This window comes from Pseudomonas sp. TE6288 (genome assembly GCF_054062095.1).
In genome coordinates this window covers 60,620-74,849 of record NZ_JBSSEW010000027.1, presented here as the reverse complement: position 1 = coordinate 74,849, position 14,230 = coordinate 60,620, and the positions used below count along the sequence as shown (strand labels likewise).

The 14,230-nt window shown below is 63.9% G+C and carries 12 protein-coding genes; 8 read left to right on the top strand and 4 right to left on the bottom strand.

What is annotated here, in order from left to right:
- Positions 1-169: 169 nt before the first annotated feature.
- The 5 genes from ACVWY1_RS23510 to ACVWY1_RS23490 all read left to right on the top strand — a co-directional run bounded on the left by ACVWY1_RS23510 (position 170) and on the right by ACVWY1_RS23490 (position 4,029).
- Positions 170-874, top strand: a complete 705-nt coding sequence (locus tag ACVWY1_RS23510) for a TetR/AcrR family transcriptional regulator (RefSeq protein ID WP_110701916.1) — start codon at positions 170-172, stop codon at positions 872-874.
- Positions 875-903: 29 nt separating this feature from the next.
- Entirely contained in the window at positions 904-1,452 is a 549-nt protein-coding gene (locus ACVWY1_RS23505; protein ID WP_111532152.1) for a LolA-like protein, read from the top strand.
- A gap of 78 nt (positions 1,453-1,530) precedes the next feature.
- Positions 1,531-2,808 carry a flavohemoglobin expression-modulating QEGLA motif protein gene (locus ACVWY1_RS23500; RefSeq protein ID WP_277501769.1) on the top strand — a complete coding sequence of 426 codons (1,278 nt, stop codon included), beginning with the start codon at positions 1,531-1,533 and terminating at the stop codon, positions 2,806-2,808.
- Entirely contained in the window at positions 2,780-3,703 is a 924-nt protein-coding gene (locus tag ACVWY1_RS23495) for an alpha/beta hydrolase (RefSeq protein ID WP_277501768.1), read from the top strand. Before ACVWY1_RS23500 ends, ACVWY1_RS23495 begins: the two co-directional genes overlap by 29 nt.
- Complete coding sequence (locus ACVWY1_RS23490; protein ID WP_023632434.1) at positions 3,700-4,029, top strand: hypothetical protein; 330 nt, start codon at positions 3,700-3,702, stop codon at positions 4,027-4,029. Before ACVWY1_RS23495 ends, ACVWY1_RS23490 begins: the two co-directional genes overlap by 4 nt.
- 48 nt (positions 4,030-4,077) lie before the next feature.
- Here the strand turns inward: ACVWY1_RS23490 and ACVWY1_RS23485 are convergent, their stop codons facing one another.
- The 3 genes from ACVWY1_RS23485 to ACVWY1_RS23475 all read right to left on the bottom strand — a co-directional run bounded on the left by ACVWY1_RS23485 (position 4,078) and on the right by ACVWY1_RS23475 (position 8,592).
- Positions 4,078-4,839 (bottom strand): siderophore-interacting protein, encoded by a 762-nt coding sequence (locus ACVWY1_RS23485; RefSeq protein ID WP_457378820.1) that lies wholly within the window; start codon positions 4,837-4,839, stop codon positions 4,078-4,080.
- Positions 4,836-5,369 carry a PadR family transcriptional regulator gene (locus ACVWY1_RS23480; protein WP_046854428.1) on the bottom strand — a complete coding sequence of 178 codons (534 nt, stop codon included), beginning with the start codon at positions 5,367-5,369 and terminating at the stop codon, positions 4,836-4,838. The genes ACVWY1_RS23485 and ACVWY1_RS23480 overlap by 4 nt, the downstream gene beginning before the upstream one ends.
- A gap of 103 nt (positions 5,370-5,472) precedes the next feature.
- On the bottom strand, positions 5,473-8,592 hold the full coding sequence (locus ACVWY1_RS23475) for a biosynthetic peptidoglycan transglycosylase (RefSeq protein ID WP_277501766.1): 3,120 nt from the start codon (positions 8,590-8,592) through the stop codon (positions 5,473-5,475).
- 426 nt (positions 8,593-9,018) lie between these two features.
- On the opposite strand from ACVWY1_RS23475, the gene ACVWY1_RS23470 reads away from it, so the two are divergent.
- On the top strand, positions 9,019-10,437 hold the full coding sequence (locus ACVWY1_RS23470; protein ID WP_457378819.1) for an amino acid permease: 1,419 nt from the start codon (positions 9,019-9,021) through the stop codon (positions 10,435-10,437).
- A gap of 210 nt (positions 10,438-10,647) precedes the next feature.
- A complete protein-coding gene (locus ACVWY1_RS23465; RefSeq protein WP_102685175.1) occupies positions 10,648-12,156 on the top strand; it encodes a glycosyltransferase family 39 protein in 1,509 nt (502 codons plus the stop codon).
- 13 nt (positions 12,157-12,169) lie between these two features.
- Here ACVWY1_RS23465 and ACVWY1_RS23460 read toward each other — a convergent pair whose 3' ends face one another.
- Positions 12,170-13,780: an FMN-binding glutamate synthase family protein gene (locus ACVWY1_RS23460; protein WP_102685176.1), complete on the bottom strand. Its 1,611-nt coding sequence runs from the start codon at positions 13,778-13,780 to the stop codon at positions 12,170-12,172.
- A 181-nt stretch (positions 13,781-13,961) separates the two neighbouring features.
- Here ACVWY1_RS23460 and ACVWY1_RS23455 point away from each other — a divergent pair, with 181 nt between their 5' ends.
- Entirely contained in the window at positions 13,962-14,219 is a 258-nt protein-coding gene (locus ACVWY1_RS23455; RefSeq protein WP_102685177.1) for a type B 50S ribosomal protein L31, read from the top strand.
- Positions 14,220-14,230 lie beyond the last annotated feature (11 nt).

Below are 14,230 nucleotides of genomic sequence, written 5' to 3'. Positions count from 1 at the left end.
GTGGCTGATTTTCCTGGCCTCAAGCTTACTGTTGCCAGTCCCGCCCCTCCCGGGCCGGACCCGCCCCCCACCGTTATCGGGTGTCGTGTTGGAGCGGCTTCAGCCGCGATAGGGCCGGTACAGGCAGCAGATGACTCGAACTATGAGGTACCGCCCCGTGACCCCCGCCATGCCCCACCAGGGCGCCGCCGGCATCGCCACCGCCGTCGCCGAAAGCGTGCAGTACCAAGGTCGCAAGACCGCAAGACAGGGCAGCGAGCAACGCCGCCAGCAGATCCTCGACGCTGCCATGCGCATCGTCGTGCGCGATGGCGTGCGCGGCGTGCGCCACCGCGCCGTGGCCGCCGAGGCCGGCGTGCCGTTGTCGGCCACCACCTACTATTTCAAGGATATCCAGGACCTGCTGGCCGACACCTTTGCCCAGTACGTCGAGCGCAGCGCGGCCTACATGGCCAAGCTCTGGACCAACACCGAAGGCGTGCTGCGCCAGTTGCTGGCCCAGGGCGACGGCAGCCACGAGGCCCGGGCGCACCTGGCCGATGAAGTGGCGCGCATGCTGGCCGACTACGTGCTGCGCCAACTGAACAACCGCCGCGACTTCCTCATGGCCGAACAGGCCTTCCGCCAGGAGGCGCTGCTGTGCCCGCGCCTGGCCGAACTGGTGCAGGCCCACGAGCAGATCCTGCTGCATGGCGCGCGCCAGATACTGCAGGTAGTCGGCTCGCGCCAGCCGGAACAGGATGCCCAGATGTTGACGGCGATTATCGAGCAGATGGAATATCAGGGCCTGCTCAAGGATGCGAATGCGCAGTCCGATGGGCAGATGCTCGCTATCCTTGTCCGATACCTGCAGATGGTGCTGGCCTCGGCCTGAGTGGCGAACGATTTTTCAAGGAGAACCTGATGAAAGCCTGGCGTGTGGTGTTGTTGACCTTGTCATTCCTCCTGCTGGGCGGTTGTCTGGTGACCTTCGACGAACCGCTGCCGGCCAACCAGCCAGCGCCTAAGGCCCTACTCGGGCAGTGGAGCAGCAAGGACGCCTGGGGCCAGCCGCTAAAGCTGAGTATCAGCCGCGCCGGTGGCAACACTTACAAGGCAGTGGCCCGTGCCCAGGGCAAGGCGCCCGAGGAGTACGTCTTCACCGTGGCCCGGCACGGCAATCGCTGGTACTTGTCGGCGGGCGTGCCCAAGCGGCTGGGTGGCAACTTCCTGATCGGCGGCTTCGAGGTGATCGACGGCAAGCAGCTGGTGGTCTACAACCTCGATGTCGAGCAGGTCCAGCAGGCAGTGGACGAGAAGGAGCTGAGCGGGCGCAGCACCAAGGTGCCCGAGGACAATGGCCCCGGCGTGCTGATCGACAGCCCGACGGAGCGTGTGCTGGCCTATCTGGACGACCCGGCCAACTCCGACTTGTTCGTCGAAGTAGCGCGCTTCCAGCGCTCCGCCAAATAGCACTGAGCATACCGGCCTCCTCGCGGGGCAAACCCGCTCCCACGCAACCTCGCGACAGGCTTCAACAAGGAGTCCCCGGTGGACGAATACCAGCAAACTATCCGCAGCCTGTCCGATCGCATTGTCGCCACGCAGACGCCGATTCGCGTGCTCGACGCGGTGAAATGGGACGAAGGCATCCGCCAGGGCTTCCTCAAGGCCAAGGGCAAGGAGCCACCTGCGGTGGATCGCGCCTATTACCAGAACCGACCGTTGTCGTTCGACTCCAACGCGGTGAAGGCCGAGTTCCAGAGCATCGAGCGCGACATCACCCGGCAGCTGGGCCAGTTCAACCCGGTCGGCCAGATCATGCGGCGCATGTGCAAGGAGTACCGTATGGTGGTGCGCATGCTCGAGGCGCGAGGTACCGAGGATTTCGGCCTGATTTCCCAAGAGCTCTACGGCGCCGCCTCCGATGCCTTCCACGCCGGTGACCCGACCCTGGCCGACCTGGGCCTGATGCTCTCGGACTACCTGAACAACATCGACGGCCGTGGCGACCTGAAAGACGAGCCAAAGAACCTCACCGCCAAGGAGGCGGTGGAGATTCTCCAGCGGCGCCTGAACAAGGTGTTCGGCGAAGCCGAGGAAACCATCCGCGTGTTCGAGTCCGACGGTATCGTCGCCGACGCGGCGGCCGGCGCCGACTACATCAAGGTACGCGCCGACGCCATGTTCAATAGCCGCGACGTGCGGGCGCTGGAGGTGCACGAAGGGCTGGTGCATGTCGGTACCACCCTCAATGGCCTGAACCAGCCGATTTGCACCTTCCTGGCAAAGGGCCCGCCCTCGTCGACGGTGACCCAGGAGGGCCTGGCGATTCTCATGGAAGTGATCGCCTTCGCTTCCTACCCCAGCCGCCTGCGCAAGCTCACCAACCGCACCCGGGCCATCCACATGGTCGAGGAAGGGGCGGACTTCCTGCAGGTCTTCGAGTTCTTCCGTGGCCAGGGCTTCGAGATGGGCCAGAGCTACAGCAACGCCAGCCGGGTGTTCCGTGGTTCGGTGCCCAACGGCCTGCCGTTCACCAAGGACTTGTCCTACCTCAAGGGCTTCATCATGGTTTACAACTACATTCAGTTGGCCGTGAAGAAGGGCAAGCTCGAGCAGATCCCGCTGCTGTTCTGCGGCAAGACCACCCTGGAAGACATGCGCACGCTGCGTCAGCTGGTCGAGGAAGGGCTGGTGGAGCCGCCCAAGTACCTACCTGAACAGTTCCGCGACCTCAACGCGCTGTCGGCCTGGATGTGCTTCTCCAACTTCCTCAACCACCTGAGCCTGGACCGTATTGAAGCCGACTACGCGAACATTCTCTGACGCCTGCCGTCACCTCGCCCTCGGCCTCGGCTTGCTGCTGCTGGGGGGCTGCAGCAGCCTGCTGTTCTATCCCGAACCGGGCCAGCCGTTCACCCCGGCACAGGCGCATTTGCAGTATCAGGATGTGAGCCTCACCGCCGCCGACGGCACGCGCCTGCACGGCTGGTGGATCCCGGTGCCGCAGGGTGTCGAGGTCAAGGGCACCGTGCTGCACCTGCATGGCAATGGCGGCAACCTGGCCTGGCATCTGGGCGGCAGCTACTGGCTGCCGAAAGCGGGCTACCAGGTGCTGATGCTCGACTATCGCGGGTATGGGTTGTCCCAGGGCAAACCGACGCTGCCCGAGGTGTACGGCGACATCGGCGCGGCCCTGGACTGGCTGCGCGCCGCTCCCCAGGTGCAAGGCAAGCCGCTGGTGCTGCTGGGCCAGAGCCTCGGCGGGGCGATGGCCATTCACTACCTCGCACAGTACCCTGAGCAGCGTCGCCGTTTCAGCGCTCTGGTTTTCGACGGTGTGCCGGCCAGCTACCGGGCCGTGGGACGTTACGCCCTGAGTACCTCGTGGATGACCTGGCCGTTGCAGGTACCGCTGTCGTGGCTGGTGCCCGACGGCGACAGCGCGATCCACTCGATCGAGCGCCTGGACAGTCCGCCAAAGCTGTTCTTCCACAGCATCGACGACAACCTGGTGCCGCTGGACAACGGCCTGCGCCTGTACCGGCATGCACCGCCGCCGCGGGTGCTGCAACTGACCCGTGGCGATCATGTGCAGACCTTCGCCGACCCGACCTGGCGCCAGGTGATGCTGCGCTTTTTGGACGACCCCTCGCACTTCAACGGCCTGCGCCGTCTGGCCGAAGTCCCCAACTACCCTGACGAGAAGAACAAGCAATGAGTGAAGAACGCAACGCCATCCCGCTGATCCTGACCGGTGTCGGCAGCATCATCGTGACGGTGGGAGCCCTCTGGTACTACGGCTACCTGCATTTCGCCAAGCCTGAGGACGCCCTGTTGCTGCAGGACTTCACCATGCTCAAGACCATTCCCGGCGAGGACTACAAGCTCTCGCTGACCCCGGCGCCGCAGGTGGCGCAATGCATCGACGGCGTGCTGGTGCTGTTCGATACCCAGCAGAAAGGGCTGACCGGCGTGCTGGTGGACAACCGCAAGCGCGCGGTGCGCTGCGCCGGGCAGGAGACGCCGCAGCAGGAGCTGCAGTAACGGGCTCCCTGGCAACGGGCTTGCCCGCTGCCACAGGCCCGGCCGGCGTCATTCGTCGTCGGCAGTGCCGTCGGCCCGCCAGTAGGCGGCAGCCTTGAGGGCGTCTTCCTGCACGCCCTTTTCCAGCAGCAGCGCCTTGGCCTGCCGGGTCAGTGCCTTCTCCAGCGCCACCCAGCCATACAGCCGGCCCTGGGGCAGCGCCAGGCGCTTGATCTGCTCCAGCAGGTCTTCTGCATGCCGGCGCACCCAGATCACCTCGACCTGCGCCTTGCTGGCCAGTGCCTGGCGCTCATGCTCATCCTCGATCTGGATCACCGCCAGCACCTGGCGCCCCGCCGGCAATTCTTCAAGGCGCCGGGCGATGGCCGGGATTGCGGTTTCGTCACCGATCAGCAGGTAGCTGTCGAAGATGTCCGGTACCACCATCGAGGCGCGTGGGCCGGCAATGTCCAGGGTCTGCCCTGGCGCCGCCTGCGCGGCCCAGGTGGAGGCGGGGCCGTCGCCATGCAGGACGAAGTCGATATCCAGTTCAAGGTTCGCCAGGTCGATGCGCCGTGGCGTGTACTCGCGCATGGTCGGTCGGGCGCCGCCGTCGCGACCGAGGTTGCGGGCGTCGATGGCCTGCTGTTCTTCGGGCGTGCAGGCGAACAGCAGCTTGATGTGGTCGTCGCTGCCGACGCTGGCGAAGCCCGCCAGCTCCGCGCCACACAGGGTGATGCGGCGCATGCGCGGGGTCAGGTCGGTGACCCGCAGCACGTCGAGGCGGCGTTGGCGGATCTCGTGGTTGACGCGATGGATGGTGTCGCTCATGGGGTGTTCTCCGTAACAGGGATGGCCGGCCCGGAGGCGATGGCCTTGGCGGTGTCGTTGAGCAGGTTGCGCACCCGCTCGATCTCTTCGGCGCTCCAGCGGCCGCTGTGCATGTGCAGGGCATGGCGCAGGTTGCCGACGGCTTCATGGATTTCTGCGGGGCGGTCATGGCCGCGCAAGGCACGCTTGCTCACCTCGATGCGCATGCGCACGCCGTCGAGGGCGACGGCCTGTTCTGCCAGGGCGCTGCGACCGGCGTCGGTGATGGCGTAAAGGCGCTTGCTGCCCTGGATGGCGCCGGTGACCAGCTCGGCTTCCTCGAGGTAGCTGAGGGTCGGGTAGATCACCCCGGGGCTGGGGCTGTAGCTGCCGTCGAAGAGGCTCTCGATCTGACGGATCAGGTCGTAGCCGTGCCCCGGTTGCTCGGCCAGCATCGACAGCATCAGCAGTTTCAGGTCGCCCGGGGCGAATACCCGTGGGCCACGTTCGCCGCGGCCGGGGCGGCGTTCGAAGGGATCATGGTCACGCATGGAGAGGGCTCCGTCTGTTTAGATATATCGCAAGATATTACTCAAGATATATCTAAAGACAAGCCTTCAAATGCAGATGATTATCATCTGGTTTTTTGATGATTCACGACTGGCCCGCCACCTGTGGCGCCTTGCAGGCGGTTGGGTTGCCTGGTTCCAGGTACGGCATGAGGATCGGCGCCATGCCCTTGAGCACCTGCACCGGCAGTGCCGAGGTGAAGGTGAAGGCCTCGGCCGTGCGCCCCGGAACGAACGCGGTGAGGGTGCCGAAGTGGTTGTCGCCGAGGAAGAACACGAAGGTGGCGGTGCGGTTCAGCGAGCGCGAGCCGATCAGCCGGCCGCCGGCGCCGAAGCTTTCGATGCGGTTGTCGCCGGTGCCGGTCTTGCCGCCCATCACCAGTGGCGTGCCGTCGTGCAGTTTGAAGCTGCCGGAGATACGACGCGCGGTGCCGGCATCGACCACTTGCGACATCGCGCCCTTGAGCGCCCGGGCGACCTCGACGGGCAAGATCCGCTGACCGCGGTCCGGGTCGCTGATCAGTTGCGTCTCGTACGGGGTGTTCTGGGCGAAGTGCAAGGTGTCGATGCGCAGGGTCGGCAGGCGCACGCCATCGTTCTGGATGATCCCGACCAGTTCGGAGAGGGCGGCCGGCCGGTCGCCGGAGCTGCCGATGGCGGTGGCCAGCGACGGCACCAGGTGGTCGAACGGATAACCCACGCGCTTCCAGCGCTGGTGGATGTCGGTGAACGCCTCGATCTCGACCATGGTGCGGATGCGGCTGTCGCGGGCGCCCTGGTGGCGGCTCTTGAACAGCCAGCTGTAGACCTCCTGGCGTTCGAAGCGGCTGGCGTTGAGAGCGTCCTTGAGCGAGGCGCCCGGGTTTTTCAGCAGGTAGCCGAGCAGCCACAGGTCCAACGGGTGGACCTTGGCGATGTAGCCCTGGTCGGGCAGGTCGTACTTGCCTGGGCCATAGGCCTCGTACATCTCCACCAGGCGGCCGTCGGTGAGCTTGGCCATGGCCTTCTTGTCGTCCTTGCTGTGGGCGCGGACGAAGGCGTTGAAGGTTTCCTGGCCGGCCTCGGGGAACAGGTAGCGGTGCACCGCGGCCAGGCGCTGCGGGGTCACGCGCATGCTGTCGAGGAAGGTGTCCAGGCGCTGCTGCGAGGTCTTGCGCTGGTATTTCTTCCAGAAACGCATGGTGTAGTTGGAGCCTTCGCGGTCGGCGAAACGCGCCAGGTATTCCTGGCGGCGTGGGTCGCTGTCGTCCCTTAGCAGCGGTTCGCGGTTGAACGGCTGCTGGTAGGTGACGTAGCGCACGATGTCGCGCATCAGGCGGATGAACGGCAGGTTGATCGATTCGCGCAGGGCGTCCTTGAGGGTCGGGTTGCGGTTGTTGTCTTCCTTGCGGAAGTTGTTGAACACATGCATGCCGCCACCGGTGAAGAAGGCCTCGCCGGTGTTGGCTGAGTACTTGCGCTCAAGGGCGGCGTCGAGCATGGCGTCCAGGCTCTGGTTCTTGCCATTTTGCATCAGCCATTCCAGTGACCACTGGCTGATGCGGTCGAGTTCGGCCACCGGGACTTTCTTCAGTTCGGCGGCGGGTTTGCCAGCGTACTTGTCGTGCAGCTCGGCAACGATTTCCAGGTAGGTGGTAAGCACCCGCAGCTTGGCGGTGGAGCCCAGCTCGAGCTTGCTGCCTTCGTTGATGTCGAAGGGCTGGTTGGTGCTGTCGGTCTGCACCCGCACCCGCGAGCCGTCGGCGGTGCGTTCGAACAGGGTGAAGCTGTAGCTGACCTGGTCGGTGGTCTTGCTGGTCAGCAGGCGTTCGCCGATCAGGCCGAGCTGTGCGGCGAACGCCGGGTCGGCGAGGTTCTTCAGGTACTGGCTGACCTGCACCTGCAGGTCGGCCTGCAGGGTGCTGGTGGCCGACAGGTCGAGGCGGTCGAGGTCGTACAGCGGCCGGTTGAGCATCGCCGCCAGGCGGTTGCGGGCCAGGCTGATGCCCTTGTTGGTGATGATCGGCACAATGGTCGGTTGGGCCACCCAGTCGCGGTACACCGCCTTGCTGGCCAGGGCGGCGTCGGCCAGTGGACGGTCGATGACAGCGTTGGCGGCGAGTACCCGGATGTGCGAATCAGTCAGTTCCGCCAGTTCGATGCGGCCCTTGGACAGGTAATGCGAAGGGCGGCGCTGGGCGATCATCAGCGACAGCACCTGGCGCAGGGCCAGGCCGCGCTCGGCCATGCTCTTGTCATCGGTGGCCGTGGAGGTGAGCGCCTGGTTGACCTGATCGAAGTCGGCGCCGTACCACACCCGCAAGCCTTCGGCCATGCCGTGCACCTCACCGTGGCCGGGGACCGCCGACAGCGGCACGCTGTTGAGGTAGTCGCGCACGATGCGCTCGCGGGCCTCGGTGGTGTCGGGGCCGCCCTGGTAGGCGCGCACGCTGGCGGAGATCATCTGGCGGATTTTCTCGGCGCCGGAGACGGTCAGCCCGTCCGGCGAGTGGCGATATTTTTCCAGCTGGGTGGCCAGGGTGCTGCCACCGGCCGACTGGCCGGGCAGGGCCAGGTACTTGGCCACCTGGCTGTAGGCCGCCTTGGCGAAGCGTGGCCAGTCCACCGCCGGGTTGTTTTGCGGGTCCTTCGGGTCGAGCAGGTCGCGGTTCTCGATGAACAGCAGGCTGTTGACCATCACCGGCGGGATCGCTGCGAAGTTCGGGTACAGGTGCTGCGGGTAGTTGTACTGGTAGAGCATGTCGCCGCGGCAGTCGGTGATCGACAGGCCGGCCTGGATTTTTTCCACGTATGGCACGAACAGGCCGTGATCGACGTAGTTCATCAACGCCGGGGAAAAGCGCACCTGCTGGTTGATCAGGTAGTCGCGCTTGAGCAGCCGTGGCAGGAACTCGCCCAGGGCGCTGTAGCCCAGGCGTTTGTCGAACGGGCCGTCGCCCGGGTAGACGATGGCATCGCTCGGGCCGGGCTCCAGGGCATAGGTCAGGGTACCGGCCAGGCGGCTGAATTCACGGGACTGCAGGCGCGAGGTCTGGAATTCGTCGTAGGCGGCCATACCTATCGCCACCAGTGCCACCAGCAGGATAAGCAGGATCAGGCGCCACCACAGACGGCGCTGACGTGGGGTCTTGGACAAGGGGGCTTCAGCCTGAGCTTCTTTGGGTGCTTCCGTTCTGGTTGGTTCCGATTGCCACAGTGCGCCCATAGTCTTGAGTCCGGCCAGGTGTTTTCGCGTTGCTTGTCTGAAGCTTAGACGGTGGCCGAGTTTGGTGAAAAATTTGTAAGAAGCTTCGGGGAATCACGCATGAACATGCGCCTTTGGTGCGGCTTCCATTCTTCGGCAATGTTGCTAAGGTAGCTGCCCCATTCCTGTGCATGGGCGGAGCGAGGCTAGGATGCCCCTCCGGTAAAGGCTATCTGGCCGAGAATTCTCGCCAAATTTCCTGCTGTATATAGTGAAAAGCCCTGCAAGCGGCTTCCTATACTGCTCGCCCCCTTCGACCCGTCGGCGCCCTTGGCCCCGGTGGACAGGCCGGTCCACAAGGCCGCCTGGCAAGACGACGCCCCGCCTATCGGCAGGGCCGGTGCTGCACGAAGGTCAAATCCAATAACAAAATGAGGTTGTATTGCTATGCCAGTCGGCAACCACCCTGCCCAAGGCGAGTCCGCCCAGGGCGGCCCGCTCAAGCGCGAGCTGGGCGAACGGCACATCCGTCTGATGGCCCTCGGCGCCTGTATCGGCGTCGGCCTGTTCCTCGGTTCGGCCAAGGCCATCGAAATGGCCGGCCCCGCCATCATGCTCTCCTACATCATCGGTGGCCTGGCCATCCTGGTGATCATGCGCGCCCTTGGCGAGATGGCCGTGCACAACCCGGTCGCCGGGTCGTTCAGCCGCTACGCCCAAGACTACCTCGGCCCGCTGGCGGGCTTTCTGACCGGCTGGAACTATTGGTTCCTGTGGCTGGTGACCTGTGTCGCCGAGATCACCGCGGTGGCCATCTACATGGGCATCTGGTTCCCCGACGTGCCGCGCTGGATCTGGGCGTTGATGGCCCTGGGCAGCATGGGCGCGATCAACCTGATCGCGGTCAAGGCGTTTGGCGAGTTCGAGTTCTGGTTCGCCCTGATCAAGATCGTCACCATCATCGCCATGGTGCTCGGCGGCATCGGCATCATCGCCTTCGGCTTCGGCAACGACGGTGTGGCCATGGGCGTCTCCAACCTGTGGAGCAACGGCGGTTTCATGCCCAACGGCGTGACTGGCGTGCTGATGTCGCTGCAGATGGTGATGTTCGCCTACCTGGGCGTGGAGATGATCGGCCTGACCGCCGGCGAAGCGCGCAACCCGCAGAAGACCATCCCCCAGGCCATCGGCTCGGTGTTCTGGCGCATCCTGCTGTTCTACGTGGGCGCGCTGTTCGTGATCCTGTCGATCTACCCGTGGAACGAGATCGGCAGCCAGGGCAGCCCGTTCGTGATGACCTTCGAGCGCCTCGGCATCAAGACTGCCGCCGGCATCATCAACTTCGTGGTGATCACCGCCGCGCTGTCGTCGTGCAACGGCGGCATCTTCAGCACCGGGCGCATGCTCTACAGCCTGGCGCAGAACGGCCAGGCCCCGGCCACCTTCGCCCGCACGTCGAAGAACGGCGTGCCGCGCAATGCGCTGCTGCTGTCCATCGCCGCGCTGCTGCTAGGTGTCCTGGCCAACTACCTGGTGCCGGAGAAAGTGTTCGTCTGGGTGACCTCCATCGCCACCTTCGGCGCGATCTGGACCTGGGTGATGATCCTCTTGGCGCAGTTGAAGTTCCGCGCCGGGCTCACCACCGCCGTGCGTAATGCGCTGAAGTACCGCATGTGGCTGTGGCCGCTGAGCTCGTACCTGGCGCTGGCGTTCCTGGTGCTGGTGGTGGGCCTGATGGCGTACTTCCCGGACACCCGCGTGGCCCTGTACATCGGCCCGGCGTTCCTGGTGCTGCTGACGGCGCTGTACTACACCTTCCGCCTGGCGCCTAAAGAGGCCGAGGGCGCGGTGAGTACCGCCTCCTGATGAACGAAGCCCCGGCCAGTGCCGGGGCTTCGTTTTTGTGGGCATCGCCGGGCAGGCTGTGCGTCAACTGGCATTTTTACCAGCAGAATAGTTTCCAGGTCCTGGCTAAGGTATCGGTCACGCTAGGTATACCCAACCTGTAGCGGGCGTGACCTGATGCCCCAGGCATGGTCAGCCTGAGCGGGGCCTGAAAGCGGGCAAGGACGAACAATGACTGTTTCGCTACGTTGGCACGGTGCTGCAAAGATCTGTGTGGTGCTGGCGATTCTGCTGATAGGTACGGCGGTACGGCTGCATCAGCTTACGTTGCCGGTTATCTGGCTGGATGAAGCGTTCAGTGTGTTACTCAGCCGCTTGTCACCTGGGCAGATTCTGTTTCACACCGCCCGGGATGTTCACCCACCTTTCTATTATCTGATTCTGCACTACTGGATGCACTGGTTCGGCAGTGAACCACTGGCGGTGCGTAGTCTCAGCGTTTGCGCGGGCGTCGCTACGGTCGGTATCGGCATGCTGCTAACCCGGCAGTTGGCGTCTTGGCGGGCCTCGGTGATCGCCGGATTGCTGTTGGCGCTGTTTCCGATAGGGGTGCGTTACAGCCAGGAAGTGCGGATGTACGCGTTACTTGGCCTGCTGCTGCTAACGGCCCTGTACATGTTGTGGCAATGGGTAAGCAGGCAGAAGAACATCTACCTGGTGGCCTACTGCTTGTTAATGGTCGCCGCCATGTACACCCATTATTTTTCAGCGTTGTGTGCGTTGGCCAACTGGCTTTATCTGTCGTTGAGCAAGGACGCGCAGGGACGGACGCTCGTATTGTCCCGCGTATGGTGGCTGGGACATTTGCTGATGGTCATTGCTTATCTGCCCTGGCTGCCGGTGTTGTATCAGCAACTGGGACATCGCGAGCTGGTAGGTTGGATCGTCAATTACCCCACCTCGGTAATCAGCATTCCGCAATCGTTCTGGAGAGCTTTCACCCTCAGTGTCGTCACTCGATACTCCGATGTTTTCAGCGTCGTGCTGGCGTTTTTCATTGTTCTGGCTTCGCTGCGTGTCCTGCGCCGTGTCGTGGCGCCCGGTCAGCCGAGTGTCCTGCTGCTCAGTTACTGCTTTGTCCCCATTTTCGTGCTGTGGCTGGCCTCGTATGTGATGCCGCTGTACATCAATCGCTATCTGTTTTTCGCCTTTTTGGGGCTGCCCCTGGTCATGGCTATCGCCATGGACATCGGGCCCAAGCCAATAGTGTCGTTGGCGCTTGTGGGGTGTCTGTTCGTTGAGTTCGTCGGGTTGGCCAATCTGTACAATTACCAGGCCAAGCCAGGCGGCGATCTGGGCGCCATCATGGCTCAGGTGAATGAGCGGTGGCGCCCTGGTGATGCAGTGATGGGGGACCGTAAAAGGGCTTATTTGTCTATCGATTACTACAACGCTACGGGGCAGCCCACTTTTTTCTTCACCCCTGTTGAACCCGATCCAAGCGGGCAGGCCGCAACGACGTTCGGTACGTTGACGTTGTTCTATCAACGTTCAAATGAGCTTTACATCGCCAAGCCACAGGATCTGCTACACCACTTCAAGCGCCTTTGGCTGATTACCCAGCCTGGGGCTGTGAATACGACACAGTTGCCGATTGATGAGTGGGTGAAAACGGATGAGATCGTCGAAGGTTCGTTCAGGGCACTGCTGTTCGTAGCGCCTGAACGAGCCAATCGCTAACCATTAAGCGGCGTCAGGCTGCTTGTGGTTCGAAACTGTCGGCCCGCGCCATCTGCCACATCCGCGAATAGAACTGTCCGTTGACCTCGCCGGTGAGCAACTCCCCCGGTTTGAGGAACACATGCATCTGCGAGAACAGCTTGATCTCGGTAGCCGAGATGCGCCGCACCAGGTGCTTGGCCTCCAGTTGCGCGGGGTGCTCCAGCCCCGCGGCGGCGAGCATTTCGGCCAGGGCGCGCAGGGTGTTGTGATGGAAGTTGAACACCCGCTGGGCCTTGTCCGGCACCACCAATGCGCGCTGGCGCAGGGCGTCCTGGGTGGCCACGCCGGTCGGGCATTTGTTGGTGTGGCAGCTTTGCGACTGGATGCAGCCGATGGCGAACATGAAGCCGCGCGCCGAGTTGGCCCAGTCGGCGCCGATGGCCAGCACGCTGGCGATGTCGAACGCGCTGACGATCTTGCCGCTGGCGCCGAGCTTGATCTTGTCGCGCAGGTTCAGGCCCACCAGGGTGTTGTGCACGAACAGCAGGCCTTCGCGCAGCGGCACGCCGATATGGTCGGTGAACTCCACCGGGGCGGCGCCGGTGCCGCCTTCCTTGCCGTCGACGACGATGAAGTCGGGCAGGATGCCGGTTTCCAGCATGGCCTTGGCAATGCCCATGAACTCCCACGGGTGGCCGAGGCAGAACTTGAAGCCCACCGGCTTGCCACAGGACAGTTCACGCAACTGGGCGATGAACTGCATCATTTCGACCGGCGTGGAAAAGGCGCTGTGACGCGACGGCGAAATGCAGTCCTCACCCATGAGGATGCCGCGGGTCTCGGCGATCTCCTGGGTCACCTTGTGCTTGGGCAGGATGCCGCCGTGGCCGGGCTTGGCGCCCTGGCTCATCTTGATCTCGATCATCCGTACCTGCGGGCTCTGCGCCTGGGCGGCGAAGCGCTCGGGGTCGAAACGGCCATCCGCGGTGCGGCAGCCGAAGTAGCCACTGCCCAGCTCCCAGACCAGGTCGCCGCCGTGTTCGCGGTGGTAGGGGCTGATGCTGCCTTCGCCGGTGTCGTGGTGGAAGTTGCCCAGCTTGGCGCCCTGGTTCAGGGCCCGGATGGCGTTGGCGCTGAGCGAGCCGAAGCTCATGGCCGAGATGTTGAAGATCGACGCGGAGTACGGCTGGGTGCATTGCGGGCCGCCGACCACGACGCGAAAGGCGGCCGGGTCGGCCAGCGGCGCGGGGCGCATGGAATGGCCGATGAACTCGAAGCCCGACTCGTACACATCGATCAAGGTACCGAAGGGTTTGTCCGAGGCCTCGTTCTTGGCCCGGGCATACACCAGCGAGCGCTGGGCCCGGGAGAAGGGCAGCGCATCGCTGTCGGACTCCAGCAGGTACTGGCGGATCTCCGGGCGGATGCCCTCGACCAGGTAGCGGATATTGCCGAGGATCGGATAGTTGCGGCGTACCGCGTGGCGCTGCTGCAGCAGGTCGAACACGCCGATCAGGCTCAGTACGCCGGTGGTCAGGGCGAACGGCCACAGCCAGTCGTGGGCGAGGAAGGGCAGGCTGGCGAAGGTGAACAGCACGCAGGCGGCGAAGAAGGCGTAACGGCTGAGAAGTGACAGGCTCATACGGGGTCCTTGCGGATGGCTCGGTCAGGCTCAGGGGCCTGGGCAAAGGCCGACCATAGCCCGGTTGGGCGGCGTTTTGCCAGCGTACCGGGCGGCACAAAAATGAAAATTCGGGTATCGAAAATCATTCGCATTATGATATGTTATAAAGTATCTAATGTGCTTCCCAGGAGATTGCGTCATGAAAGCTGGCATTCATCCCGATTATCGCCCGGTGCTGTTCCACGACACGGCTGCCGATGTGTACTTCCTGATCGGCTCTACGGTGAATACCGACCGCACCCAGGTGCACAGCGATGGCCAGACCTACCCCTACGTCGCGCTGGATGTGTCCAGCGCTTCGCATCCGGTGTACACCGGGCAGCAGCGCAAGACCACGGTGGAAGGGCGGGTGGCCGGGTTCAACAAGCGCTTCGCCGGTTTTCAGGCCAAGGGCTGAACCGGCGGGAG